Origin of the sequence: Vibrio sp. THAF190c (genome assembly GCF_009363355.1) — a bacterium.
In the GTDB taxonomy this organism is placed as follows: Bacteria; Pseudomonadota; Gammaproteobacteria; order Enterobacterales; family Vibrionaceae; genus Vibrio; species Vibrio fortis_A.
In genome coordinates this window covers 642880-667327 of the sequence record NZ_CP045339.1, presented here as the reverse complement: position 1 = coordinate 667327, position 24448 = coordinate 642880, and the positions used below count along the sequence as shown (strand labels likewise).

At 45.6% G+C, this 24448-nt stretch carries 27 protein-coding genes; 17 read left to right on the top strand and 10 right to left on the bottom strand.

Annotated features, from left to right (window positions below):
• Nucleotides 1–22: 22 nt before the first annotated feature.
• Nucleotides 23–730, bottom strand: coding sequence for a GntR family transcriptional regulator (locus FIV04_RS18000; RefSeq protein ID WP_032553830.1), 708 nt, complete (start codon nt 728–730; stop codon nt 23–25).
• Nucleotides 731–917: 187 nt separating this feature from the next.
• On the opposite strand from FIV04_RS18000, the gene FIV04_RS17995 reads away from it, so the two are divergent.
• The 3 genes from FIV04_RS17995 to FIV04_RS17985 all read left to right on the top strand — a co-directional run bounded on the left by FIV04_RS17995 (nt 918) and on the right by FIV04_RS17985 (nt 2514).
• Nucleotides 918–1463 (top strand): glutathione peroxidase, encoded by a 546-nt coding sequence (locus FIV04_RS17995; RefSeq protein WP_152469984.1) that lies wholly within the window; start codon nt 918–920, stop codon nt 1461–1463.
• Between the two features lie 9 nt (nt 1464–1472).
• Nucleotides 1473–1919, top strand: coding sequence for a DUF3429 domain-containing protein (locus tag FIV04_RS17990; RefSeq protein WP_152469983.1), 447 nt, complete (start codon nt 1473–1475; stop codon nt 1917–1919).
• Nucleotides 1920–2031: 112 nt separating this feature from the next.
• Nucleotides 2032–2514, top strand: coding sequence for a type II secretion system protein (locus tag FIV04_RS17985; RefSeq protein ID WP_152469982.1), 483 nt, complete (start codon nt 2032–2034; stop codon nt 2512–2514).
• 78 nt (nt 2515–2592) lie between these two features.
• Here the strand turns inward: FIV04_RS17985 and FIV04_RS17980 are convergent, their stop codons facing one another.
• Entirely contained in the window at nt 2593–3159 is a 567-nt protein-coding gene (locus FIV04_RS17980; RefSeq protein ID WP_150869843.1) for a sugar O-acetyltransferase, read from the bottom strand.
• A gap of 114 nt (nt 3160–3273) precedes the next feature.
• Nucleotides 3274–4272, bottom strand: a complete 999-nt coding sequence (add, locus tag FIV04_RS17975; RefSeq protein WP_032553834.1) for an adenosine deaminase — start codon at nt 4270–4272, stop codon at nt 3274–3276.
• Between the two features lie 125 nt (nt 4273–4397).
• Here add and FIV04_RS17970 point away from each other — a divergent pair, with 125 nt between their 5' ends.
• Both FIV04_RS17970 and FIV04_RS17965 read left to right on the top strand, forming a co-directional pair.
• A complete protein-coding gene (locus FIV04_RS17970) occupies nt 4398–5333 on the top strand; it encodes a LysR family transcriptional regulator (RefSeq protein WP_150869845.1) in 936 nt (311 codons plus the stop codon).
• A 119-nt stretch (nt 5334–5452) separates the two neighbouring features.
• Nucleotides 5453–6913, top strand: coding sequence for a glutathione synthase (locus FIV04_RS17965; protein WP_152469981.1), 1461 nt, complete (start codon nt 5453–5455; stop codon nt 6911–6913).
• 90 nt (nt 6914–7003) lie between these two features.
• Here the strand turns inward: FIV04_RS17965 and FIV04_RS17960 are convergent, their stop codons facing one another.
• On the bottom strand, nt 7004–7768 hold the full coding sequence (locus FIV04_RS17960) for a helix-turn-helix domain-containing protein (RefSeq protein WP_152469980.1): 765 nt from the start codon (nt 7766–7768) through the stop codon (nt 7004–7006).
• Nucleotides 7769–7867: 99 nt separating this feature from the next.
• On the opposite strand from FIV04_RS17960, the gene FIV04_RS17955 reads away from it, so the two are divergent.
• From FIV04_RS17955 to FIV04_RS17945, 3 genes are all read left to right on the top strand, one after another.
• Nucleotides 7868–9040 (top strand): multidrug effflux MFS transporter, encoded by a 1173-nt coding sequence (locus tag FIV04_RS17955; protein WP_152469979.1) that lies wholly within the window; start codon nt 7868–7870, stop codon nt 9038–9040.
• Nucleotides 9041–9201: 161 nt separating this feature from the next.
• Nucleotides 9202–9723, top strand: coding sequence for a TetR/AcrR family transcriptional regulator (locus FIV04_RS17950; protein WP_152469978.1), 522 nt, complete (start codon nt 9202–9204; stop codon nt 9721–9723).
• On the top strand, nt 9720–10775 hold the full coding sequence (locus tag FIV04_RS17945; protein ID WP_152469977.1) for an alcohol dehydrogenase family protein: 1056 nt from the start codon (nt 9720–9722) through the stop codon (nt 10773–10775). Before FIV04_RS17950 ends, FIV04_RS17945 begins: the two co-directional genes overlap by 4 nt.
• 89 nt (nt 10776–10864) lie before the next feature.
• On the opposite strand, the gene FIV04_RS17940 is transcribed toward FIV04_RS17945, so the two are convergent.
• On the bottom strand, nt 10865–11944 hold the full coding sequence (locus tag FIV04_RS17940) for an HDOD domain-containing protein (RefSeq protein WP_152469976.1): 1080 nt from the start codon (nt 11942–11944) through the stop codon (nt 10865–10867).
• Nucleotides 11945–12163: 219 nt separating this feature from the next.
• On the opposite strand from FIV04_RS17940, the gene FIV04_RS17935 reads away from it, so the two are divergent.
• Nucleotides 12164–12478, top strand: coding sequence for a hypothetical protein (locus tag FIV04_RS17935; RefSeq protein ID WP_152469975.1), 315 nt, complete (start codon nt 12164–12166; stop codon nt 12476–12478).
• Between the two features lie 80 nt (nt 12479–12558).
• Here the strand turns inward: FIV04_RS17935 and FIV04_RS17930 are convergent, their stop codons facing one another.
• From FIV04_RS17930 to FIV04_RS17920, 3 genes are all read right to left on the bottom strand, one after another.
• The gene (locus FIV04_RS17930; RefSeq protein WP_152469974.1) at nt 12559–13026 is read right to left on the bottom strand and encodes a Fur family transcriptional regulator; all 468 of its coding nucleotides are present in this window, start codon (nt 13024–13026) and stop codon (nt 12559–12561) included.
• Between the two features lie 247 nt (nt 13027–13273).
• The gene (locus tag FIV04_RS17925) at nt 13274–14176 is read right to left on the bottom strand and encodes a homocysteine S-methyltransferase family protein (RefSeq protein WP_152469973.1); all 903 of its coding nucleotides are present in this window, start codon (nt 14174–14176) and stop codon (nt 13274–13276) included.
• A gap of 183 nt (nt 14177–14359) precedes the next feature.
• A complete protein-coding gene (locus FIV04_RS17920; protein ID WP_150869854.1) occupies nt 14360–15169 on the bottom strand; it encodes an SDR family NAD(P)-dependent oxidoreductase in 810 nt (269 codons plus the stop codon).
• A gap of 231 nt (nt 15170–15400) precedes the next feature.
• Here FIV04_RS17920 and FIV04_RS17915 point away from each other — a divergent pair, with 231 nt between their 5' ends.
• Nucleotides 15401–16780 carry an MATE family efflux transporter gene (locus FIV04_RS17915; RefSeq protein ID WP_152469972.1) on the top strand — a complete coding sequence of 460 codons (1380 nt, stop codon included), beginning with the start codon at nt 15401–15403 and terminating at the stop codon, nt 16778–16780.
• Between the two features lie 117 nt (nt 16781–16897).
• On the opposite strand, the gene FIV04_RS17910 is transcribed toward FIV04_RS17915, so the two are convergent.
• Entirely contained in the window at nt 16898–17737 is an 840-nt protein-coding gene (locus tag FIV04_RS17910; protein ID WP_253895541.1) for a DMT family transporter, read from the bottom strand.
• Between the two features lie 265 nt (nt 17738–18002).
• Between FIV04_RS17910 and FIV04_RS17905 the strand changes: the two genes are divergently transcribed.
• The 6 genes from FIV04_RS17905 (at nt 18003) to FIV04_RS17885 (ending at nt 22531) form a co-directional block, all read left to right on the top strand.
• Entirely contained in the window at nt 18003–18392 is a 390-nt protein-coding gene (locus FIV04_RS17905; protein ID WP_032553847.1) for a VOC family protein, read from the top strand.
• A 44-nt stretch (nt 18393–18436) separates the two neighbouring features.
• Nucleotides 18437–18589: a hypothetical protein gene (locus FIV04_RS27190; RefSeq protein ID WP_253895525.1), complete on the top strand. Its 153-nt coding sequence runs from the start codon at nt 18437–18439 to the stop codon at nt 18587–18589.
• Between the two features lie 111 nt (nt 18590–18700).
• Nucleotides 18701–18931, top strand: coding sequence for a hypothetical protein (locus FIV04_RS27185; RefSeq protein ID WP_253895523.1), 231 nt, complete (start codon nt 18701–18703; stop codon nt 18929–18931).
• Between the two features lie 237 nt (nt 18932–19168).
• Nucleotides 19169–19717 carry a carboxymuconolactone decarboxylase family protein gene (locus FIV04_RS17895; protein WP_032553849.1) on the top strand — a complete coding sequence of 183 codons (549 nt, stop codon included), beginning with the start codon at nt 19169–19171 and terminating at the stop codon, nt 19715–19717.
• 282 nt (nt 19718–19999) lie between these two features.
• Complete coding sequence (locus FIV04_RS17890; protein ID WP_152469970.1) at nt 20000–21439, top strand: 6-phospho-beta-glucosidase; 1440 nt, start codon at nt 20000–20002, stop codon at nt 21437–21439.
• A 96-nt stretch (nt 21440–21535) separates the two neighbouring features.
• On the top strand, nt 21536–22531 hold the full coding sequence (locus FIV04_RS17885) for a LacI family DNA-binding transcriptional regulator (protein ID WP_152469969.1): 996 nt from the start codon (nt 21536–21538) through the stop codon (nt 22529–22531).
• A gap of 79 nt (nt 22532–22610) precedes the next feature.
• Here the strand turns inward: FIV04_RS17885 and FIV04_RS17880 are convergent, their stop codons facing one another.
• The gene (locus tag FIV04_RS17880; RefSeq protein ID WP_152469968.1) at nt 22611–23600 is read right to left on the bottom strand and encodes a zinc-binding dehydrogenase; all 990 of its coding nucleotides are present in this window, start codon (nt 23598–23600) and stop codon (nt 22611–22613) included.
• Between the two features lie 248 nt (nt 23601–23848).
• Here FIV04_RS17880 and FIV04_RS17875 point away from each other — a divergent pair, with 248 nt between their 5' ends.
• Nucleotides 23849–24409 carry a sugar O-acetyltransferase gene (locus FIV04_RS17875; protein WP_152469967.1) on the top strand — a complete coding sequence of 187 codons (561 nt, stop codon included), beginning with the start codon at nt 23849–23851 and terminating at the stop codon, nt 24407–24409.
• The last annotated feature ends 39 nt before the right edge of the window (nt 24410–24448 follow it).

Genomic DNA, 24448 nt, shown 5'->3' with positions numbered 1-24448 from the left:
TAACTTGCCGTTTTTAAACTCGTTACTTCTTATCTCTGTAGCTCATGCTTTCGCTATTGAATGGTGTGTGATAGGTACATTGGTAGTTGATGTCGATAATATCACTGACGATAAACAGTTCACCTGAAGCCAAGAAGCCTCGATTGGTAATATTCATCGCCGCAGCGTTTTTCTTACAGCCAAGTAATTCAGCATCATCCTTTGATACGTTTACTGCCTGATAAGTGGTGAGGTAGCTGTCGATTTCAAGCCCGATAGATAAGGCATGCTTTTGAATGGAACTTTCGATGATATCGGCGTTCATCTCGGGGAATATACGAACGGGTATTCTTGCTTCTTCTACTTGCACCACTTTGTTGTTGATCAATCGTAGGCGTCTAATTTTCCAGATGTACTCATCATCTGTGAGTGAAAATATCTGCTGTTCATGTTGATCAGGGAGAGCTTTATTAAGCTGAAGTTTTTTGTAGGAGATCTCTTCGAAGCTGTTCTCAGTAATTGAGTTGTAAACAAGCGGTGTACCGATAAGTGCGGTATTAACAAAGTAACCTGAACCCACTTTAGATTTGACCATGCCGATCGCTTCGAGCTTAGCCAAAGCCTTACGAATCGTAAATCGAGACAGCCCATAGATCTCAGAGAGTTCTCGTTCTGCAGGGAGTTTATGGTTGATGCTGTTCTGGCAGATCTTACTAACAATATCTTGAACAACTAATTCATACTTCTTCATTCTCAGAACCCAAAAACACTCATCATGACTAAATTATAGTTAACTAAATCAGAGACTCAGCGCACTGCCTGTGGTTCAAAATTCTAACACATAAGGTGAAACAGCATGTTGGGAAATCACGCTGGAAAGTGATCAAAAACCGACCTTAACTAGTAAAACCAATATTGTTACTAACTGAGATACACGGATGAATAAATATCAACTTAGCTTGGTCACACTCTGCCTGAGCACGCTACCATTTGTGGCTAACGCGTCATCGTGCCCAGATATACTAAAAGGCTCACAACGTCTCTTGAACTCTACGGATGAGGTTAACTTGTGTGAGGAGTTTCGTGGCAAGACCTTACTTGTTGTCAACACAGCAAGCCAGTGTGGATTCACGTCTCAGTTTGGTCAGCTTGAAGCACTCCATCAGGAGTACAAAGATAAGAACTTCACAGTGGTTGGGTTCCCTAGTAATGACTTCCGTCAAGACAAAGGCAGCGAGGCAGACAGTGCCAAAGTGTGTTATCTAGATTATGGCGTGACATTCCCGATGATGGCGCGCTCTTCAATCTCAGGGCCTGACGCCAACCCTGTGTTTAGTGAAATCAAGAAGCAAGCAGGCGTTGCTCCGCGATGGAATTTCTACAAATACCTGATTGATAAAGATGGCAATGTGGTAGGGACATTCGGAAGTTCGACTTCACCTTCAAGCGCTACTTTAGTCAATGCCATTGAGCAGCAACTGTAGGGAGGCGATATGTCACAAACAAGAAGCACCATGATAAGGCTAGGTTATCTTGGCCTGATACCTTTTGCGTTCGGTCTGTTGTTGATGCTGTTAGACGCTCAGTTTTTTTCTTTGGGAGGAGCTCAGCTCTTCATTAGCTACAGTGTGGTCATTCTGAGTTTTCTATCTGGCGTGCTGTGGGGCAGAGCCATTGACTACCCAGAGCAAAGCTTGAGTCGCAAAGCGCTACTTTTGAGTAATGTTTTTCTGTTGATTGCATGGGCTGCGTTATTGCAAGGAGCAGGTAGCACCAGTCTCACTATCACAGTGCTAGCGGCGGGGTATATCGCAGTCTGGTTCTCTGAATACCAACTCAGACCTCAACCTCAAAACCAATTGCCAGAAGGGTACATGGGCATGAGGGGGATCCTCACATCCAGTGTCGTGCTGATGCATGGCGTTGCCTTGCTCGGTTAATCAATATTTTGAGGTGAATGATGCTCTAAATCATTTTATGGTGCAAAATTCCATATAAATGGTTAACCACTTAATATATAATGAATTAAGTACGGTAACATAAGAGCAGTGAATGAAAAGATTACAAGGGTTTACTCTTTTAGAGTTAGTGGTAGCTATTGTTATTTTGGGTTTGTTGTCGGTTGTAGCGGCACCTAAATTCTTAGGTTTACAGTCAGACGCTCGAGCAGCAGCTTTGGGCGGTTTAGCCGGAGCAATGGAAGGGGCTGTAGCGATTGTTTATGGGAAATCGGCTGTACAAGGTATTGAGAACCAACCAGCCTCTGCGTCCGGTGGTTCATTTGTCGAGGGTGTTGCGGTTGATTATGGATACCCGATGGCTTCAGAGCTCGGTATTGGAAATGCAGTTCAGGGTTTGAGAGGTGACAATAGTGACTGGAAAATGCTAGGAGCACATGCGGAAACCGTTCCTAATGAAGTCATCGTTTATTCTTTTGCGAATGCTCAAGACAATGAGACGTGTGTTGTTATCTATCGCTCTAATGCGTCAGCTGGCGCTCCAACCATTGTCTCTGCAGGTGCTGAGTTCTGTTAAGCATTAAGCTGCATTAAAAAAACTACTGACTTGTAATAGAAACGGCCATCATTGTGATGGCCGTTTTTATCAGTATGTTTAGCTGCTTTGCTTATCAACATCGAGCCTGCGAATCAGCTTTGCTGGCGTTCCGCCATAGAGGCAATCAGGTGGTACATCGCTGTTGACTACTGAGTTTGCAGCGATCACCGAGCGGGCACCAATGGTGACTCCTTGATTGATCACGCAGTTACCACCAATCCAAGCATCGTCTTCAACAGTGATTGGTTGGCAAAAGGTTTCCCATTTACGACGGCTTAGATGATCCAATGAGTGAGAAGCAGTATAGAGCTGTGCACTCGGACCGATCATGACGTTGTTGCCGATCTTAATGTTCGCGCCATCTAGCATCACCACATTCATATTGATGAAGGTGTCATCACCTATCTCGATGGTCTTGCCGAACTCGCAATGGAAGGGAGCTCGTACGATACTTTTACCGACTTTTCCAAATAGGTTGGCTTGCAAGCGCTCTTGCTGAGAGGCATCTGTACTTCGGTTAAATTCAGAGAGAGCATGCAGCGCATGAGTACGCATTTGGTCGATTTCTTGATCGGCGCCATCGAAGATCTCGCCTGACAACATTTTTTCGAGTTCTGTTTTCATCTCTGTACTACTCGTTAGTCAATTTTGAATATAGGTTAACAACAAATAGGTAATAAAAAAGAGAAAAGCTTTCGCCTTTCTCTTCCTGATTTATTTTGCGTTACTCAAACCTTATTAGATTTGGTCTGCAAAGCTCATTAGGTGCTGTTTTACTTCGTCTGAAGCAAAGGCGTTTTCTACAGAGTATTTGTAGATTTGAGCGTAATCTTCTTTGGTTAGGTCGAACGTTTCACAAACACGCTTAACTTCGTTAGTCATGGTTGTGTTCGATACTGTGCGGTTATCAGTGTTGATCGTTACCACGATACCGTCTTTCTGGAATTCAGAGATTGGGTGGTCGCTGAACTTGTGGATACACTTAGTCTGAACGTTACTTGTTGGGCACGTTTCTAGCGCTACTTGCTTCTCTTTCACGATGTTGTACGCATCTTCGTTACCTTGGATGTGAACACCGTGACCAATACGTTCAGCGTCTAGTAGCGTTACCGCGTCGTAAACGTTTTGACCGTGCCATTGCTCACCAGCGTGTACTGTCACACGGTAGCCTTTTTCGATAGCGTATTTTGTGTACTCAGGGAACTCTGCACAGAAACCAGGCTTCTCACCGCCTGCGATATCAAATGCTACAACGCCTTTACCTAGGTAAGCTTGGCCTGCATCGATCACGTCTTTGATAGAGTCTTTCGGGAACATACGGAGAACAGAAAGGATGTAGTTACCTTTGATGTCGTACTTCTCTTCTGCACGCTTCATGCCTTTCACAGCGCTTGCGATGATAGTATCAAGCGACAGACCTTTATTTACGTGAAGAATAGGTGCAAAACGCACTTCAAGGTATTTCACGTTCTCAAGAGCTGCGTCTTCGTAAAGCTCGTAAGAGATACGCTCAATCGCTTCTTCCGTTTGCATTACTTTAAGTGGTAGAGAGAAACACGCTAGGTACTCATCTAGGTTCTTACAGTCTTCTGGCACAGTAAGAGACTCAACTACGGCATCACGGTCTGCAGGTAGCTCAATATCGTATTGCTTTGCAAGATCAATGATGGTGTCTGGACGAACGCTTCCGTCTAGGTGGCAGTGAAGATCAATCTTAGGGAGTGCTAGAAAGTTCATGAGTATTCCTTAGTTCTATTATTCTTGAGTAGTTAACTCATAGGTTATATGGGTCTAAATTACCAACTTTATGATATGATTGAAAGTGACATAAAATCATTTTTGATGTGAATCTGAGGAATATCATGGTTGATGTGAAGCGATTACTGAAATGCGATATGAATCTTTTGCTCTGCTTGCACGTTTTACTCGAAGAGCGCAGTGTAAGCAAGACCGCACAGCGAATGTTTTTGAGCCAATCAGCAGTGAGTAAACAACTCACAAAACTTCGGACTTTGTTTGATGATCCTTTGTTCGAACGTGAGTCTAAAGGTCTGTTTCCAACGCCCAAAGCACTGGAAATTGCGCCGAAAGTGCATCAGATATTACTCCAAGTTGAGCAGCTTACTGTACCAGAGGACTTCGACCCTCTTGGTAGTGAGCGCACCTTTAACATTGATCTCGTCGAGACGGCCTACACCGCTATTTACCCTAAGTTTATGCCTAATGCGCTTGCACAAGCTCCGAACATCACCATAAACAGCACGACATGGACCGGTGAAACCTATAAACGCCTGTTAAAGCGAGAGGTGGACTTCGGTATTGGCATTTTCGAGCTAGACGAGCGCGCCAGCACGCACGTACATAGTATTCCTTCTGATCTCAATTACGTTGAGCTACTTCAAGATTATTCAGTCTGCTTAATGCGTAAAGATCACCCAGCATTGAAGGAAGAGTGGAACCTAAACACCTTCCTCAAATATCGACACATTCAGCTGGTGACGGGTGGGGTTGGCGATTGGTTATTGCTAGAGATACTGCAAGCGAAGCAGCTCAAGATTAACAAGGCGGCTAACGTGTCTGATATATCGAGTGCAGTAAAGCTTTGTAAGCAAAGCGATCTGTTGATGTGTTATCCCTATAACTCAGTAAGGGACTACATTGAAAGTGGTGAGCTTGTGATGAAACAGATTCCTATGGAGCTTGTCCCTGGTGGGTTGTTTTTACTCTGGCACCGTTATTACGATTCTGAGCCCAGTCATAAGTGGCTGAGAGAGTTAATTATCGAACAAACTCGTTAAGCCTTAATTGGGCCAGCTCTCCTTAAAAACCAACAGTTGAAATTAATTTTGTCGTTTTTCGTCTTTTGGGAATTAGCGTCGTCTTACCCAGGGTGCTTCTAGCAAATTAAAGAAATAGTATGAAAACCAATATTCAATCGTTAGTTCCACAACAGCTTGTACAAGAAGCTTGTGAATGGGCAATTATGCATGGCGTCGCGTTCCGACAAGCGGACAACACAGCGCGACACTGTCCGTTTAGCGTCGCGCCGATGACCATGAAACGCGAGAGCTTTGAATATTTGCAGCGTGTTGTGCCGTTGATGACCAAGTTGATTCACAATGTCTCGGAAGATCATGACTTTTTGCAGGCATCTTTAGGTGATATGGCCAAAGCCGATCCATTTTTCGGACGACTGATGTCATTGCATCGTGAGGCTCATGGTGATGCTACACATCGTCAGTTTCCTGCACGCAGACCATTGCTATTAATGCGTACCGATTATATGGATGACCGAGAGCATGGCGCGAAAGTCGTGGAGTTTAATGGTATCGCGGCCGGGATGGGGCCTTTTGGGCAAAAAGCGACTGAGTTGCACGCGTTTCTGAGCAATCAGTGGCCAAAAGATTTCTCCTCGTGGCTAGAAGACCCATCTGCTGTACCTGCAGAAAACAGTGGCTTAGAGCAGTTGGCATTGGGGATCGCGAGCGCGGCGAGAAACGTCAAACACCATTTCTCCGACTCGGGTAAACCTACGTTTTTGATGGTGGTACAAAACAACGAAGATAACGTTTATGACCAACACCTGCTGGAGTTAGAGCTTCAGAAATTGGGGGTGAGAACGGTGCGCCGCACCTTTGAGCAACTGAGCTGTCAATTGAGCAGCGGCGATGACAAACGCTTGTTGCTTAATGATGTCGGTGGTGTTGATGTGGTTTATCTGAGAGCCGGATATCAGTATTCAGACTACTGGATGCCAGAGCGAAATGAAGATGTATGTTGTCAGACACTGAGCCAGACCCGTCTGTTCATAGAGCAGCATCATGTTGCAATGAACGCCACCATTAGCCAACAATTAGCAACCAGCAAAACCATGCAAATGTTGCTCACTATGATGCCAGCTAATGAGTATCGTCGTTGGGGGCTAACCCTAGCCGAGGCCGAGCTGGTTCAAAGCGTGTTAGCGGATATGAAGCCAATTAATCAGCAGACGATGGCGTGGTTCAAGGCTCAAGAAGATAAACGAGACTGGGTATTGAAGAACCAAGGCGAGGGCGGTGGTCACTGCGTATTTGGGGACGAAATATCGGCTAAGTTGCAACAGCTAAAGCCAAGTGAATACGACGCTTGGGCGTTAATGCAAAGAATTTACCCACATGAGCGAGATAAGCCAATTGTCGCTGTGCGAGACACTCGACCTAGTTTGGTCAACGATTTAGTCAGCGAAATTGGCTTGTTCAGCGTCTATTTTGAAGGGGAGCCGATGACACAGTTGAACGGTTATGCGGGGTACCTAATTCGCAGTAAACCGGCCAGTGAAAATGAAGGCGGTATTCATAGTGGACAAGGGATCCTTGATTCACTGATGCTAATTGATTAGCACTCTATCCTTTGCTTAGTTCAATCGAAAAGCCAGCGTCTATTTAAAGACCCTGGCTTTTCTTTTATGCGCTCACACATATGTGCAGACTTAGCGGTTAAACGCCAGTGGTGTCTTGCCTGTCTGCTGTTTGAAAAAGGCAATGAAGGCGCTATCAGACGAGAAGTTGAGTTCGTATGCGACTTCAGATACGGGCAGTGGGGTGGCGAGCAGTTCAATGGCTTTCATTAACCGCCACTGCTTACGCCAATCTTGGTAGCTCATGCCCGTTTCAGCTTTAAAAATGCGACTCATCGTTTTGGTGCTCGCACCTGACTGGTCAGCAAGTTCGGTTAGGCTTGGCGGTAAGAACTCAGGCTTTGGCACTTGCTGGTGAAACCTAGTCAACCGACGATCTTGTGGTAGCGGCAGCACTAAAGCTTGAGTCTGCGCATTGTAAAACTCTTCCCAAAACAGCTCTGTTGCCTTGCTGGTTCGCTCAGGTTCAATATCCCAATCCCACAATGCCATTCGATTGATGAGCGCCTTGAGGAGCTCATCGACATCCACGGTTGTAATGGTGTCAGGGCAACTAAACTCACCCACGTCGAAGTAAATAGAACGGTAAGCAACCACATTAGTCATTTGTGCGCGATGCATTGTACCTGGAGGTATCCACACAGCCTTGGTTGGCGGAAGAATACAAATGGCTTGCTCTAAGGTCAGCGTAATACAGCCGTGAGGTGCATAAAGTAGCTGCCCTTTTTGGTGCTGATGAAGCCCAGAATCGTGTTGTCCGACATCAGCTGCAATTCCCACCACCTTTGCCTCGATGGAATCAGCATCAAAATGAGTGTTGGGAGTGATCAGTGCCATTTGTCCGAATCTTGATGTTTTTGGTTTTAATGTTGCTAATGGGGCAAGGGTAGGTTGCTCTACACTGCGCGTCAAGTTGATTGATTCGGAGAAACAACCATGAAAACAAAACCGTCATTGTGGCAAATGGTGCTGCTATTGATGCTTCCCCAGGTCGCAGAAACCATTTATAGCCCAGCGTTGACGTCTATTGCTGACGCTTATGCCGTCAGTTATTCGCAAGCGGCGCAAACCCTCTCTGTCTATTTCGGCGCATTTGCACTTGGTGTAGTGGTATGGGGTGTATTGGCTGACCGCTTAGGAAGACGCATCACCATGTTACTCGGCCTAATGCTATTTGTGATTGCGGCGAGTATCGCTATCTCTACTGCGAGTTTCACTGTGCTGATGATGGCGCGAGCATTGAGTGCTTTTGGAATCGCTGTGGGGTCTGTGGTCACGCAAACCATGCTGAGAGACTGCTTCACCGGTGAAGAGTTAAGCAAGGTCTTCGCCTATATGGGGATTGGTATATCCATCAGTCCTGTATTAGGCATGTTGTTGGGAAGCCAGTTAAGTGCATTGGGTGGACATAAGTGGGTCTTCTTAGCATTGCTGCTGATGGCGTTAGCCGCGTTGTTACATAGCCTCGTTACGTTGCCTGAAACTAAGCTGTCTGAAACTGAAACAAAACAGTCTGATACTAGCGTTGCTCTTAAATCGCTCGCTTTAACCATGCTCAAAGATCGCCAAATATGGCTATCTGCACTGCTAGTGAGCGCTTACAACGCTGCCCTTTTTTCATATTACCAATTGGGCGCATTTACTTTTGCTCAGTTGGGGATGAGCAATGAGCAGTTCGGTTATAGCGGCATAGTGCTTGGCCTTGGCACGCTCATTGGGAGCTACCTAAACAAAGCACTTCTGGCACGCGGAAACACGTCACAACAACTTTTGAGACTCGCCGCGCTACTGCTGTTAGTCGGTGGCATTGGTGTATGGGTGACTCAAGACCAAGTGATGTTTCTATTGCCTATGATGCTGGTGGTGATGTCATTTGGGATTGCGATTCCTAATGTGTTGAGCAAAGCCTTGATCGACTATCGCGCTCAAGTAGGCAGCGCCGGCGCGCTGTTTGGCTTGCTCTACTATTTGTTGATTGGAGGCGGACTGGCCTTGGTTGGCGTCGGGCAAAATCTTGGTGTTAGTTTAGTTGTGTGCGGTGTTATTTCAGTCTCCGCGACCTACTCTAATCAAAAAAAGAACAGAAAGTCGGAACTGGTAACAAGTTGATTTAGTGAGGTTTTAGATAGCGAAGGCTTAGTTATCAGATGGCTGACTATCAACAGTGATTGACAAGGGTAGAATGATCGCTCTACCCTATGGGTAGAACAACCATTCTACCTTTGTGAGTGCGTTGATGTATTTCCTCTGAAACGTATTGAGATTGCTCTATGTTGAAAGAACAGATTGCCGCAGCTCTTGAAGTTGCATTTAGCCAACACGGTTTTGCAGAGCCAAGTGTTGCTCAATTAAAAACAGCTTGTGGTGTGAGCTTAAGAACCTTGTACAAACATTACCCCTCCAAAGAGGCGATGATTGTTGGAGCTCTTGAACATCGTCATCAGCGCTATTTAAGTCTGTTACTCGAAGAAGCACCGCAAAGCGCTGAAGAGAGCATCGAGCACGTATTTACACGACTTCAACATTGGATGGAAGAGTATGCACCGCATGGCTGTTTGTCGATGAATGCGATTGCTGCGTTTCCTGACAATGAGTTGATCAACCAAGCCGTACTCGACCACAAACATGAAGTGCGAGCGCTGCTAGGGCAGTTGAGTCACAACGAAGCGTTATCTACCCCACTATTTCTATTGCATGAAGGCGTTTCAAGTGCATGGCCTGTACTCGGCCAAGCAGCCGTCGCTTCTGCGAAAAGCACAGCTAAAACGCTGTTAATTGAGGATTCATTATGAGTTTTGATATACCAGCAACGATGAAAGCCGTTGAGATGTTAGGCCATGGCGGAGAAGAGATGCTGCAATACCGAGAGGATGTTGCGGTTCCAACGCCCGCACCTAACGAAGTACTGATTAAGGTGATGGCGGCGGGTGTTAACAATACCGACATTAATACGCGCATTGGTTGGTACTCGAAAAGCGATGATTCTGAAGATGCCAGTTGGTCTGGTGAGTCTTTGAAATTCCCACGAATTCAAGGTGCAGATGTGTGCGGTGTTATTGTTGCAGTGGGTGAGCAAGTTGATGAGTCTCGTATTGGTGAGCGTGTGATGATCGAACCATGTCTAACGGAAGTGTACGGTCGAGAACTCCCTCAGCCTTGGTACTTTGGTTCTGAGTGCGACGGTGGCTTTGCTGAATACACTAAGGTTGCATCTAAACATGCTTACGCGGTTCAAAGTGAACTGTCTGACATTGAGCTCGCTTCATTTCCTTGCTCCTATTCAACCGCAGAGAACATGCTCACTCGTGCTCAAGTCGCTGAAGGTGATCGTGTGTTGATCTCGGGTGCTTCTGGTGGTGTAGGCTCTGCCGCGATTCAGTTGGCTAAAGCGCGTGGCGCGCATGTGATTGCGATAACCAGTCCGAGCAAGAATCAACAACTGTTAGATCTCGGTGCAGATGAAGTGATTCCTCGAGACGCGAACCTTATTGAGACGCTTGGCGTAAACAGTGTGAATGTGGTGATTGATTTGGTGGCGGGTGACCAGTGGCCGCAGTTCTTGGAAGTGTTAAAACCAGGCAGTCGCTATGCCGTCTCAGGCGCAATCGGCGGTGCGATGGTAGAGTTAGATGTGCGCACACTTTATCTTAAAGACCTAAGCTTCTTTGGTTGTACAGTGCTTGAGCCTGAAGTGTTCCAAAATCTGATTAATCGAATCGAAAAACAACAGATTCGCCCGATCGTGGCTCAGTCTTTCCCATTGGCTGATATTCATCAAGCACAGCAACAGTTCTTGAAGAAAAACCATGTCGGTAAGATTGTATTGGAAGTCGCGCAAGGCTAAAGATAATCGACTATCTACAGAAATCAGAAAGGGGCCCATTGGAGCCCCTTTATTGTTTTTACGTAACTGCCCGTTTCTATGAGTGCCTGTTACTCAACGTTAAGTTCAGCTGCTTCGGCTCTGATTGTTTCGACAATCGCTAATGATTTTGGCTGTGTTAAGCGTTGCTCACTGCGCTTCTCAAAAGTCTCAAGATCGATGATCTCTGATCGCAACAGAGATTGCAGTTCGCTCAGGTAGTTGGCTTCTAGCACCGCAATAGCTAATGGCGTTGCCGAAAACTTCTGTGATTCCTGATAAGCGATCGCTAAAAGTACTGATTCCGGTAGCTCCCAGAACTTGGCAAGTGTGTAGGTCAGCTTGATGGAATAGCTGTTGATCAATCGTTTAAAGGCGGTGGAGTTCGGCGGCACACTCGGGTCAACATGACGGAATGCTTCTAGCATCACTTGGAAGATGATCATCTTGCCTAAGTTACGAATGAGTCCGACAAAGTAGGCCGTTGACTCGTCTTCTTTCGAAGTGCTGTCTTTAAGTAGTTCTCTTGAGTAGCAGGCCGTTTGCAGGCTGTGATCCCAAATCTTCTCACCAAATTGTCGCCAGTAGATGTTCAGTGTTGGGGAGAACTCTTTCAAATAGGCGTTAATTACACCCTCAATCAGACCTTGTGAGCCCATATTCATGAATGCGGTCTTTAGATCCGTGACCTCTTTTTCAGAGCGGCGGTAGCGCGCGCTGTTTGCCAGTTTGATCATATCAGCAGCCATGCTTGGCTCTTTGTCGATGACTTTCAATAGAGTTTCAACATTGAAATCTTCACTCTTTAGCTCACTCATTAAAGTCGTGATCGAAGCAGGCATGACTGGTAGTTCATTGAGCAGTGCTTTTGGCGATAGAAGTAGTTTTTCAATACGTGCTGCAACGAAATCACTGAATGGATCTGACTCCGTATTCAATCGAGATTCCCCAAACAGATAATTCAGAAAATCCGCGTCATGCGGGCTGAGAGGTTTATCGGCTCTTAACGTGTGCTGAGACGTTGCTGTTTGAGCGACCTCTGACTGCTGCAGTTGAGATTGGCTTTCAACATTGTTTGCTGATTCTTGAGAGGTTTTTGATGGTTGCCCCTTTAAAGAAGGGAATAGTGTTTGCAACACCCTTTTAAACATTGAGTGGGATCCTAAAAGAAAAACATAATGCGAATAGGCTAATACCCACAATTATCTCATAGGTAATGCATAAATTAAATCAATGAAAGTTTTACAGATTACAAACCCTTACGCATGGTTACTTAATTGTTAAAGGCCGTCGGCTATAGTGCGCCCGAGTGTTAATAATTAAATAATCAATAACACCGTATTGGGATAATAATTTAGAGAGAGATTGTCATGCTTGTCTTTACAGCAGATTCATTAAACTTGGTTTTGGACTTACTAAAAACAGCCGATTTTGCGCAGCACAACATTTACTTTAATGACGGCCAACACCAACATCAGCTGGTCGGCTTTGAAGTGAAATTTGAAGATTTTGAGTGCAACGGCATGTTCCAGCGTTTGGAAGTGGGCTACAAAATGAAGATGTCTTCAGCAGAGTTGGTTGAGTTCTGTTTTCATAAAGGCCAGCTGAAAATGGAACCGATGAAAGCTGTCGCACCAAAGCATGATATCGGTATACCGTCCAAAATTGCTGAGTACAATTTCTAGTAATTCGTGCGAGCAAAACCTTTTATTGAAGCTGGGTAATACCTGCCCAGCTTTTTCATTTACGCACTTCCACAGCACGTCTATTCTTGTTTCAGGCAATCATCGCAAACACAATTTATTTCTAGTTGTGGACTAATCACGGTAAAGCCTTCTTCTCGCGCATTGGATTGTAGATCCATGATCAGTTTAGGATCGATGGTTTGTTCACTGATCTTGTCACACTTAGAGCAAATGAAAAACTGAGGGATGCCGTGTTCATGCTCACAAAGGATATGCGAGCAAGCAATGTATTTATTGGACACCTTGAGCTTATGAGCCAAGTGCTCCTTCTCTAAAAACTCAAGAATACGATAGACTGACATAGCCTGAATCGTCTTATCCAAATGATCTCGGCAGTAGTCAACGATGTCATAGGCAGAGAGTGCTTTTCCTGACCCAATCAGAGCACGAAGCACTAGGCGTCTTGTTGCGGTTAGCTGCTTACCACGCGCTTTAAAGTTGTTTTCGACATGTTTGATCTGAGCTTCAGTATCGACGGGCTTTGTCATTAAACATTTCCATTATGAGAGCTGTATATATCCATAGGATGTTATGTTATATCATAGCTTTTGGGGCGTCAGAAGAGCAAGCAAATGCGATATAAAGCGTGTCCTCGCTAGCGTTCTTGTTTATAACAGGGAACAAATAGAGTTGTGATAGCAATGAGCAACTAAAAGACGGAGGAAACAGTAATAGGAACGAGGAGAGGAGGTATCACCGCCTTACAGGCAAACGGCAAGGCAGTGATTGATAACTTTATTGCTCAGTCAGCGTTAATTTCCAGTCGCTGAGCGCTTTAATGTGTTTAGGACCAATACCACAGCAACCGCCAATGATGGTTGCGCCCAGTTGGTACCAACGTTTTGCATAAACTAGGTAGTCTGCTGGAGACAGTTCTCGCATACGCTGCAGCGTATCATTCGCCTCATGTTCGCTGCTGATCGGTGCAAAGTTGTTTGCATATACACCAATCTCAATTGTGCTGCCTAACTCAATCAATACCTGTTTAGCGTCTTTGATTGCTTGCTCCATCACTTCCGGAACGGAACAGTTAAACAGCACCGCTGCTGCGTCGGATTGAACCGCCAGCTTGATAGCATCGGTCACGGCTTGCCCTGATCGCAGCGTTGCTGCAGAACCCGTTTCGTCGCTCAGGCTGAAGGCGTAGTAGCAAGGTTTGTCTGACTCTTTTAACACGTCATGAATAGCGCTGAATTCTTCCAAACTGCATAATGTTTCGACCATCCACAAATCTACGTACGGTGCTTGCGCGTCATACAAAGTTTGTACGATAGGCTTTGCTTGCTCGGCCTTAAATAGATCTGGTCGGTAGCTGCCAAATGGAGGTGGAATAGCACCCGCAACCGTCACCGTGTGATTAACAGACTTAGCAACTGATTGTGCCAGCTTTCCAGATAATTCTGCGAGTTCAAAACCTTGCTCAGAAAAACGCTGCTCACCGAGGTGAAAGGGAACACATGCATAGCTGTTGGTGATGATCAGCTCAGCACCGGCATCGATAAAATGCTGGTGGGCTTGGGTCACAAATTGTGGGGCTTCGATAAGTGCTTGAGCACTCCAAAGTGGCTGTGAAAAAGGAGCGCCAATCTCTTTGAGCTCCCTGCCCATACCACCGTCTAATATTGTGAGTCTGTTCATAGTCATGCTCATATCCGTGACAGAAATTCTTGCGACACCATATCAGACACAATGGATGAAGACCACGTTGCCGTTGTGCTCGAATTGAACTTTTGTTTTGTCTGACACCGGGTATCGGCTAATCGTTGAGGTAAGCGACAAAAGGAGGGAAGATAGCGGCACAATTCGTACCGCTGTTTTCGATTAGGCTTTGGCCTCTATGAGGCGATCTAATGTTTCTACCAGTTGTTGGTTTTTATGGTCATCAAGAGCATCGGCGTGGGGAGGCTTAAATAACCCTGAGTCATTATCAAAGTATTGGCCCGATGCATCAGCAAACTCATCTGATAATGCTGCTCGGCATAGGATGTCAGCGCCAATTGCTAAGTCGTTGCCATCTAAGCCGTAGGCCTCTTTAACCAGTTTACTGCCCAAAAACGAAGCTGGATTGACGGCAATGATTGATGGCCCATGTCCTGCCAGCGATTGAGCCAGTTCCATTGACCACATATTGAGAGCGAGCTTGCTCTGCGCATAAATGGGCCCATGAATATCACCCGCATTAGGGCTACTTAAGGCATTAAGGTCGACTGGGGCTTGTGCTGCTGAAGATAGATTAATGATGCGACCTGTGGCATCGAAAAGGGGTAGCAACAAGCGAGTAAGTCGGTAGGGGGAGATGGTATTTACTACAAAACGCGTATCTAGATTGTCTTTGGTAGTCACTTCAGGAACGCGGTATACGCCCGCATTATTGATCAGAACATCGAGTTTGCGATGATCACGGATCACTTGCTGAGCAAACTGTTCAACCTCGGCCAGTACCGATAAGTCAGCAAGATAATGCTCAATGTTAGCCTGCTTAGAGAGGCGACGTAAGCTGGCAGCAACGCGCTCTAATTTGGCACGGTTTCTACCGTGAATGAGTAGGTGGTGTCCTTGTTGAGCCAATACTCTTGCGGTCTCCAAGCCAATCCCATCGGTCGCCCCTGTGATAAGAATTATTTTTTGCATTATTAACCCTTCAAAAAATAGCTGGAGAGATTCTTATAACAAAGATCATCTGCGCAAAGTTTTTGTCGTGTCACACGGTTACAGAGCAAAAGTGGTTAAATAATGCACGGATCACGAATAGTGCAGGGATTATATACAAAACGTTGAAACTCATTCAGGAATGTTGGCGGTTATCTTTCTTTGTGTGCTCCGTATACTGCATGCTGAGAAAACAGAACAAAGAGCCCAACTATGCCGCTAAGCCTGCCAACCACTCTGCGCATTGTGATTGAGAAAACCTTGCCGTTAACGGTGGGGGTTTTTGCGATCATGATGGTTCAACTAGTGGACTCTATTTTTATTGGGATGCTAGGTGTCAATGAACTCGCGGTGCACGGTATCACCCTGCCATTTCAGGCTGCGTTTACTGGCGTACAAGTTGGAATGGGAGTTGCGGCTACCTCGATCATTTCACAGGCGGTTGGTGCCAAAAACAGCCGCAAAGCTAGCTCTATGGCGACATTGTCGGTCGGTGCGGGTATGGTCACCATCGCTCTGCTCTGTTTTGTCCTGATTTTGTTTAGTGATTGGGTGTTCCATTCGTTTATTGCTGATGTGCCACCGCAGCAGTATCAATTGTTGCTCGCCGTGTTCAATCAGTATTGGCCCGTTTGGTTGATGAGTGCACTGAGCGTTGCGTTGCTCTACTTAATGACCTGTATCTACCGAGCCAATGGCGATACTAAAACCACAGGCAGTATGTTTCTTGGTGCGAGTATCATTAACTTGATCCTCGATCCGATTCTGATCTTCTGGCTCGATATGGGAATTGTTGGTGCAGCAGTCGCTTCAACTATGGGCTACCTGACTTGTTCGCTTTACATGCTTATCAAAGTGCAAGGCCGTGGTTGGTTTGGCTTGTCTGATGCGAGCATCGAACAGATCAAACAGGATACTTCTGAGTTGGTGAGAACTGTGATTCCAACTACCATGAATCAGATTTTGCCGTCAGTGAGCGCTTTTTTCACCATGTGGTTGATTGCTCACATGGGAACCAGTGAAATGGCGTTTTGGAGTCTATTGTCACGCGTTGAGAGCTTCGTTCTGGTGATGTCGTTGGCACTAACTATGTCGATTCCTCCCATGATTGGCCGTTACCTTGGTGCTCAACAGCATCATAGAATTCCAGAATTGCTGAAGACATCGGCGCTGTTCTTATTGGCTTTCCACTTGGTGATTGCGGCTGTTTTAGCTCTGAGTAGTGGCTTACTTGCATCTACGCTATCGGATGAAGCGACTATTCAGCACTGGTTTGAAGTGAGTTTGCTGTTCATCCCATTTAGCTTCGGACCACTGGGATTGTGTATGTTGGTGGCGTCGGTGTTCAATGCGCTCGGCTTACCTAAACAGGCGTTAAATGTGTCGTTTGCACGTCTTTTCATCTTCTACATTCCAGCATTATGGATCGGTGCTTCTACGGGAGAAATGATATATGCCGTTGTCGCAGCATCATGCGCGAATGTACTGGCGGGTGGTTTTGCGTGGCTGCGATTAAGCCGTTACGTTAAAGAGAATATCGAAACGAAATCCACTAAAACTTCATGCCAAGGTACGTTGAGAACGGAATGCTAGGGCTTACTCTGAAGGGGAAGTGGTGATTTTCTTAACCGCTACTCAAACTGTGATTCAACAAAAACGGCCTCTAATATAGAGGCCGTTTTGGTATTGATGTGAATGAATGTCTATAGCCTATGAAGGCTGTTTGGCTCTTCGTCTCTTGACTGCTTGAAGCATCGCGTAGGGTGATAAACCAGTAACGAGCATGGTGCCTATGATGACAAAGATAGAACCAAAGATGGTATTGATGCCGATGTGCTCATCTAGGAATAAGTGTCCCCATAAGATACCAAATACCGGGATCAAAAAGGTCACCGAAAGTGCAGGTGATGGCCCCAGCTCGTTAATAAGGTTGAAGTAGAGTAGGTAAGCCAATCCGGTACAGACTGCGCCCAATAAGATCACCGATGTGGTGATGGTTAAGTCTGGTGCTTCTCTTACAGGAATAAAGAAAACAAATGGCAGAACTAACAATACCGATGCCCACATGCTGCCATGTGCGTTGCTGAACGCTTCCACCTTTGGTGCGGTTTTGGTGTAGTTAGAGGCGATGCCATAACTAAGCGCTGCACACACAGCTGCCCCAATTGGAATGATTGCTTCGCTGCCAATATTGACTGCATCCCAGCCAACCAGAATTCCCACACCTGTAACACCAAGCCCAAGGCCTGCAACCACACGCTTTTCGAGTGGAGTTTTAGTCCACACCGCGCCGATGATGGCCGCCCAGATAGGCGCTGTAGAGTTAAGAATCGACAACGTTGAGGCATTCAGCGTTTGTGCTGCGTAGGCGAATAGCAGAAAAGGCAACGCCGTATTGAACAGTCCAAGTATAAAGAAGTGCCGGGTATGCTCAGTAAACTTGAGTGTTTTCTTTAGATAAATCGAAACGATCAGCAGTGTTAGCGCGGCAAAAAGTACGCGGGCTTCAATCAGCATAGCGGGGCCAAGTGGTGTGGCGGCTATCCGCATAAAGAGAAAGGAGCCACCCCAAATAGAGGCGAGTATCAGTAGTTTAGCGAAGCTTAACATGGTGTATGACCTGACCGTTCAAAAAAGCGACTATGGAGCAAATAGTTTCAATACACAAGCTAGTGTTACAAAAATGTTGTTCAGCTCATCTTCAAACTTGGCATTACTAATCTAGGAACAAAGCGGCCTTATTTTGTTCTGTTTAATGTTCCGGTTTCTTACCCTAATCTATTTGTCGTTGATTGAATGATTAGGAACAAATGCCATGAAAATCGAACACATTGCGATTTGGACGAAACAACTAGAAGTACTTAAACGCTTCTACCAAGATTACTTCGGCGCAACTTCTAATGAGAAGTATCACAATCCCACTAAGGGCTTTTCGTCTTATTTCTTGTCTTTCGATAGCGGTAGCCGATTGGAGATCATGGAGATGGATTCTGTACCTGAATCGAAAGATGATATCTACGATCAGTTCACTGGGTTTATTCATGTGGCGATTTCATTGGGCTCAGAACAAGCGGTTGACGATCTAACCCAACGCTTGGTTGAAGACGGTTACGAGCGTTTAGACGGGCCAAGAAGAACAGGTGATGGTTATTATGAGAGTTGTGTTCTCGATCCGGATGGCAATCGACTAGAACTTACGGTCTAAAACGGGCTATTCTTGGTTGATAACATATCAACTCGGATACTTTTATGCGCCAACCTCTTATTAGTCTTCTAGGTTTATCTCTGTTGGTCGGTTGTCAGACGACCAGCGAGGTGATTGATGAGCCGATTGGGTACTTGGGCTTCCAGGATGGGCAGGTATGGGCAATTCAGTTCAACGATTGTGGTGTTGTAAATTAGGTCGAAGCGAAAAAATTCCAGTGGTTTGATCGTTCACTTGAATCGATAAGCTGCTATCAATTTACGCCTCAACAAACCATGCCAGCGGTTTCTGTATATGAGTCTCCAAATATGGACAGCCAGCCGATTGAACAGGTTTTGCGTTTTAGTGAATTACAAGTATCTGAATCGGGCTGGGGTACTTTTCCAAGCGTTTATCAAATCCAAGATAATAACTGGGTTCGTCTAAAAGAAGGTTGGATCCACCTATCTGTCGATGATCTTAAGCTGGTTCAGTTCTATCCTGGAGAGCAGAACACTCAATACAAGCAAGCGCATGATCAGTACTATTTAGAACATTAAATAGAGATTAGTCTATTTAAAATCATAGTCTTATGCTGTCATTTCATAGAGAGCCACGAGTCAATATCGTGGCTCTTATTGTTTTCATGTCAGCTAATCTTCTCACTTAGATCAAAAATGAATAAAAACTGTTGGGCTTCGATGTTTTAATTCTTGAACGTTCGTTCTAATATGATTTTATTGATGTCAACTGAGCCTATGTTCGGTTGTCTTTGTAAAACAAATAGGATAAAGACGATGAGCAATTTTAAATTTCATACTATTGAAACAGCACCAGAAGGCAGTAAAGCAATTCTTGAAGGCGCACAGAAACAGATGGGGATGATCCCTGGCCTTTACTCAGTTATGGCTGAGTCTCCAGAAATACTTAATGCGTACAAAGAGCTGCATCAGCAGTTCACGAATAGCTCCTTCGACGCAGAAGAGCTCACCGTTGTGTGGCAAACCATAAACGTTGAACATGAATGTCACTACTGTGTTCCGGCGCATACGGCTATCGCACACTCAATGAAGGTTGATCCAGCGATCACTGAAGCGCTGCGAAACGATGAAGCCCTACCAACTGAGAAGCTGCAAGCTCTGAAGGACTTCACGCTGAGTGTGGTGAGAGGGCGTGGCAATGTTTCTAAAGAAGAAGTGGAAGCGTTTTACAGTGCTGGCTACGGACAGAAACAGGTTTTAGAAGTGATTCTTGGCTTGTCGCAAAAAGTGATCAGCAACTACGTTAATCACCTAGCAGAAACGCCAGTGGATAAAGCGTTTGAACCATTTGCTTGGAAAAAGTAATACCCAGTTGCCGGACTAAACCTTTAGTTCGGCGTCTTTCCATACCTCAAAATTTTTATTCCCCTCTCAATACTTCTATTCTCGTTAATATCAAAGATATAGCGATCACTTGGCTCATCAACTTGATCTCTATGATCAAATAAACCTCAAAAATCTGTTGTTGAAACCGGTTTCAAGGTGTATCTTTGTTGTATCTTGAAATCGGTTTCAGAGTTGCAGCTTTTAAGTTTGTTGCCTTAAACCTATCTATTTTCTAGCGAATAACTTGTAGTGAGTGATGGTATGAACAACGAATTTCCAAACGATTTTTTATGGGGTGGCGCGGTTGCGGCGCATCAGCTAGAAGGCGGCTGGGATGCGAATGGTAAAGGTGTGAGCGTGGTCGATGTGTTAACGGCAGGCGCTCATGGAGTACAACGTCGAATCACCGATGGCGTGATCGACGGCGAAAACTATCCAAACCAAGTGGCGGTTGATTTCTACCATCGTTACAAAGAAGACATTAAGTTATTTGCTGAGATGGGCTTTAAGTGTTTCCGTACCAGCATCGCGTGGACGCGTATTTTCCCGAATGGCGATGAAGCCGAACCGTGTGAAGCGGGCTTAAAATTTTACGATGACCTGTTTGATGAGCTTCTGAAATACGATATCCAGCCAGTAGTGACGCTGAGCCACTTTGAAATGCCTTACCATCTAGCGAAAGAATATGGCGGCTGGATGAACCGTAAAGTGATCGATTTCTTCGTTAAGTACTCAACCACGGTGATGGAGCGTTACCAGTACAAAGTGAAATACTGGATGACGTTTAACGAGATCAATAACCAGATGAACACATCGGCAGACATCTTCGGTTGGTTGTGCTCTGGTGTGAAGTTTCCGCAATGTGAAAAGCCACAAGAAGCGATGTACCAAGCGGTGCACCATCAGTTTGTTGCGAGCGCATTGGTAGTGAAGAAAGGCCATGAGATCAACTCAGATCTTCAGATCGGTGCAATGTGTGCGATGGTGCCTTTCTACCCTCGTTCTTCAAAGCCAGAAGACATCATGGTGGCGCAGCAAGCGATGCGTGATCGCTACTTCTTCTCTGATGTCATGGTTCGTGGTCACTATCCAAGTTACGCTAAGCGTGATTGGGCTATCAAAGGCTTTAATATCGAAATGCAGCCTGAAGATGAGCAGATCCTAAAAGAAGGCAAAGCGGACTACCTTGGTTTTAGCTACTACATGTCAAATACCTTGGACTCGTCTTCTCACCAATCAACAGAAGAAGCGATGGACGGTGGTCATGAAAACTCAGTAGAGAACCCGTTCATCAAATCGAGCGATTGGGGCTGGCCGATTGACCCAACAGGCCTGCGTTACTGCTTAGCGTCTCTTTATGAGCGTTATGAAGTGCCACTGTTCATCGTTGAGAATGGTTTTGGTGCGGTTGATACCATCGAAGAAGATGGCAGCATCAATGATGACTACCGTATTGCCTACCTTGGCGATCACATCAAAGAGATGAAAAAAGCCGTTGCGATCGATGGCGTTGATCTAATGGGTTACACCCCTTGGGGCTGTATCGACTTAGTATCGTTCACCACAGGTGAGATGAAAAAGCGTTACGGTTTCATTTACGTAGACAAACACAACGACCAGTCAGGAACACTAGAGCGTAAGCGCAAGAAGTCTTTTGAGTGGTACAAAGGCGTGATTGCATCTAACGGTGCCTCTATTTAGAATGCCTGCAATTAAACGGCAGCGAGCGTTGCCGTTTCACTAAGCAATACAATTAGCTGGCTTAGGTCGGCTGATTTTTTATAGAAGGGTAAGTGAATGGTAACCATGCTTGATGTTGCGAACCGCGCTGGCGTCTCGAAATCGACGGTCTCTCGCGTGCTGAACGGCAAGAACATCGTAAGGCCTGACGTTGCCAAGAAGGTCTTTGATGCGATTCAGGAGACGGGCTATCGACCAAACTTGTTGGCTCAACAGTTGGCGACCAAGAAGACTAACTTTATCGGTTTTGTCATTACTAACGAGCTTTTCAATGGCCCTTACTTCTCATCTTTGATGTATCACGCCGCTTCTTACAGTGAAAAATCCAATCATCAGTTGGTGATTACCGATGGTAAACACAGCGCTGAAGACGAGCGCAAAGCCATTAACTTTCTGCTCGATATGAAGTGCGCCGGTATCATTATTTACCCGCAATGCTTGAGTGAATCTGAAATCGCGCAGATCATTGAGAGCACAGACACTCCCATTCTTGTGCTCAACCGTGAAATGCCATCTTCACCTGAACATGCGATCACCACAGACCACTACCAGAGTGCTTGTGTGATGATGGAGCATGTTATTGAACAAGGCCATCAGCAGATCGCTGTGATTCGAGGAAAATCAGGGTCATCGACAGACGAACAGCGCTTCGCCGCTTATCGCGATACCTTGTCCAAACACAAGATTGCTTACGACGAATTGAGAGTCGTACAAGGCGATTGGACAATGGAGAGTGGTTATACCTCAGCGCAGGATCTGTTGGCTAACAATATCTCTTTTACCGCGGTGCTGTCGGAAAATGATGATATGGCGATCGGCGCGATGAAAGCTTTTCTAGAGAAGGGCTACAAGCTACCTCAAGATATCTCTATCGTGGGCTTTGATAACAGCAAAGTGGGCGAGTTTTTAACGCCTAGCCTAACCTCTGTGAGTGTCCCATTAGAGCAGATGACGCAAAAGGCGATTCTGAAAATCGTCGGTGACTCAGCGCAAGCAGATGCCATCAACACTACGGGTAGCCTTGTTATTCGAGACTCGGTACTCAGTCGCTAAGATACTCGACTTAAAGGAATGCCTAGAAGGTTCTGGAGTGAATTACTTCTAGGCTGGGGATGTTTGGTAGAGTGTTGAGCTAGTGAGTTAGCTTGGCGATGATTTTGCCAACCGTGCGCTGGTTTCTCATATCCAGTAGCGCGTGACCAATCTCTTCGAGAGTAACCACTTTGAGGTTAGGAACGACTACGTCACCTGATTCAACCAAAGCATTAACGGCGTTGCCTGCGTCGACTAAGGTTTTCATGCCTTTAGCACCATTCACATGACCTGAGCCTAGGCTAAGTTGGTGAAAGCTCAATCCTTTAAGGAAAGCATTGTCGTAGCGTTCTGGCGTTACCACTTGCACTAACTCAACCATTTCGCCTTCATAAGCCAATACATCAGCGGCAAATTTGTCGTTGTCGCCGCCGACACAATCCAGCGCAATATCCACACCTTGGTCTTGAGTAATCTTCATCACTTCTGCGACGACATCTGAACTGCGGTAATCAATGGTGTGAGTCGCTCCAAGCTCACGAACCGCCTCATGATTGGCTTGTGAGCAAGTCGTAATTATGGTTTTTATACCAAGTGCTTTGGCAATTTGAATCGCAAAGCTGCCTACGCCACCTGAACCACCAGTGATGAGTAAGCTCTCTTTGTTGCTAGCATGCAGTTTATCCACCAAAGCGCGGTAGGCCGTCCACGCAGCACATGGCAGAGAGGCGGCTATTTCTGGGGAGGTATTTGGATGTGGAACCAAAGTGCGAGCGTCTTGAATGGCGAGTTCTGCAAAACCACCATGAGCGCGTCGCATATTGCCGTGATACAACACTTTGTCACCCACTTGCCAATTTTCTACCTTGCTGCCAACCGAGATGATTTCACCTGAAACGTCTAAGCCACCAACAAATTGATCGTCCATGTTTGGCACCATTCCATGCCAAAAGTTGATTTTTGCATCTACAGGGTTGAGTGCGACAGCCACAACCTTAACCAAGACATCAAATTCACTTTCTAAATTGGGTGTTGGGAGTTCTGATACTGAGAATGTATCACTCGATTTTTGGTAGGTAATTGCTTTCATTATCGCCTCTATTCCATGATCTATTATCACTAGAATAGCGTGCATTTCATAAATTGATAATTATCGATTGTTTAGTCTACCATTACATTTTGTTATTAGGTTATAGGGAAGATTCAGCCTAATTATTGGTCGTCGGTTAGTTATTTTTATTGGCAAAATTGAATCGCAAAAGTGTGCGCGGCGTTGATTATTGTGTCAGTACAAGCCTCTATAATCGGCGAAAAGTTTTTGGTAAGTAGATAAAGAACATGAAAACAGAAAAACAGAAGATGTTGGCTGGAGAGCCTTACTTAGCATGGGATGAAGAGTTGTACGCTGAGCGAATCGAGTGTCGTAAGGTTCTGCAAAAGCTTAACAACAGTATTCCAGACAGTGACGAGTGGCGCTCTGCCATTGACACCTTGATCCCTGATTCTGAGGGCGCTTATTTAGAGCCACCATTCCGATGTGATTACGGCTCAAACATTAAGCTGGGTAAGAATTTCTACGCCAACTTTAACTGCGTCGTTTTAGATGTAGCAGAAGTGACGATTGGCGACAACGTGCTGTTTGCCCCTAATGTACAAGTGCTTACGGCAGGTCACCCATTGGATGTGAAGAGCCGTGTTGATGAAGGCGTTGAGTTCGGTACGCCAATCTCGATTGGTGACAATGCTTGGATTGGTGCTGGTGTGATCATTTGTCCTGGCGTGAACATTGGTAAGAATAGTGTGATCGGTGCGGGTAGTGTGGTAACCAAAGATATTCCAGACAATGTGGTCGCAGTCGGAAACCCATGTCGAGTTTTAAGAACAATTGATAACGATTAATAGCACCATCAAATAGACAAAGCCCGAACCTAGATTCGG

Coding starts and splice junctions, on each gene's coding strand:
- FIV04_RS18000 (WP_032553830.1), bottom strand. CDS start 730: ATGAAGAAGTATGAATTAGTTGTTCAAGATATTGTTAGTAAGATCTGC.
- FIV04_RS17995 (WP_152469984.1), top strand. CDS start 918: ATGAATAAATATCAACTTAGCTTGGTCACACTCTGCCTGAGCACGCTA.
- FIV04_RS17990 (WP_152469983.1), top strand. CDS start 1,473: ATGTCACAAACAAGAAGCACCATGATAAGGCTAGGTTATCTTGGCCTG.
- FIV04_RS17985 (WP_152469982.1), top strand. CDS start 2,032: ATGAAAAGATTACAAGGGTTTACTCTTTTAGAGTTAGTGGTAGCTATT.
- FIV04_RS17980 (WP_150869843.1), bottom strand. CDS start 3,159: ATGAAAACAGAACTCGAAAAAATGTTGTCAGGCGAGATCTTCGATGGC.
- add (WP_032553834.1), bottom strand. CDS start 4,272: ATGAACTTTCTAGCACTCCCTAAGATTGATCTTCACTGCCACCTAGAC.
- FIV04_RS17970 (WP_150869845.1), top strand. CDS start 4,398: ATGGTTGATGTGAAGCGATTACTGAAATGCGATATGAATCTTTTGCTC.
- FIV04_RS17965 (WP_152469981.1), top strand. CDS start 5,453: ATGAAAACCAATATTCAATCGTTAGTTCCACAACAGCTTGTACAAGAA.
- FIV04_RS17960 (WP_152469980.1), bottom strand. CDS start 7,768: ATGGCACTGATCACTCCCAACACTCATTTTGATGCTGATTCCATCGAG.
- FIV04_RS17955 (WP_152469979.1), top strand. CDS start 7,868: ATGAAAACAAAACCGTCATTGTGGCAAATGGTGCTGCTATTGATGCTT.
- FIV04_RS17950 (WP_152469978.1), top strand. CDS start 9,202: ATGTTGAAAGAACAGATTGCCGCAGCTCTTGAAGTTGCATTTAGCCAA.
- FIV04_RS17945 (WP_152469977.1), top strand. CDS start 9,720: ATGAGTTTTGATATACCAGCAACGATGAAAGCCGTTGAGATGTTAGGC.
- FIV04_RS17940 (WP_152469976.1), bottom strand. CDS start 11,944: ATGTTTAAAAGGGTGTTGCAAACACTATTCCCTTCTTTAAAGGGGCAA.
- FIV04_RS17935 (WP_152469975.1), top strand. CDS start 12,164: ATGCTTGTCTTTACAGCAGATTCATTAAACTTGGTTTTGGACTTACTA.
- FIV04_RS17930 (WP_152469974.1), bottom strand. CDS start 13,026: ATGACAAAGCCCGTCGATACTGAAGCTCAGATCAAACATGTCGAAAAC.
- FIV04_RS17925 (WP_152469973.1), bottom strand. CDS start 14,176: ATGAACAGACTCACAATATTAGACGGTGGTATGGGCAGGGAGCTCAAA.
- FIV04_RS17920 (WP_150869854.1), bottom strand. CDS start 15,169: ATGCAAAAAATAATTCTTATCACAGGGGCGACCGATGGGATTGGCTTG.
- FIV04_RS17915 (WP_152469972.1), top strand. CDS start 15,401: ATGCCGCTAAGCCTGCCAACCACTCTGCGCATTGTGATTGAGAAAACC.
- FIV04_RS17910 (WP_253895541.1), bottom strand. CDS start 17,737: ATGCGGATAGCCGCCACACCACTTGGCCCCGCTATGCTGATTGAAGCC.
- FIV04_RS17905 (WP_032553847.1), top strand. CDS start 18,003: ATGAAAATCGAACACATTGCGATTTGGACGAAACAACTAGAAGTACTT.
- FIV04_RS27190 (WP_253895525.1), top strand. CDS start 18,437: ATGCGCCAACCTCTTATTAGTCTTCTAGGTTTATCTCTGTTGGTCGGT.
- FIV04_RS27185 (WP_253895523.1), top strand. CDS start 18,701: ATGGACAGCCAGCCGATTGAACAGGTTTTGCGTTTTAGTGAATTACAA.
- FIV04_RS17895 (WP_032553849.1), top strand. CDS start 19,169: ATGAGCAATTTTAAATTTCATACTATTGAAACAGCACCAGAAGGCAGT.
- FIV04_RS17890 (WP_152469970.1), top strand. CDS start 20,000: ATGAACAACGAATTTCCAAACGATTTTTTATGGGGTGGCGCGGTTGCG.
- FIV04_RS17885 (WP_152469969.1), top strand. CDS start 21,536: ATGGTAACCATGCTTGATGTTGCGAACCGCGCTGGCGTCTCGAAATCG.
- FIV04_RS17880 (WP_152469968.1), bottom strand. CDS start 23,600: ATGAAAGCAATTACCTACCAAAAATCGAGTGATACATTCTCAGTATCA.
- FIV04_RS17875 (WP_152469967.1), top strand. CDS start 23,849: ATGAAAACAGAAAAACAGAAGATGTTGGCTGGAGAGCCTTACTTAGCA.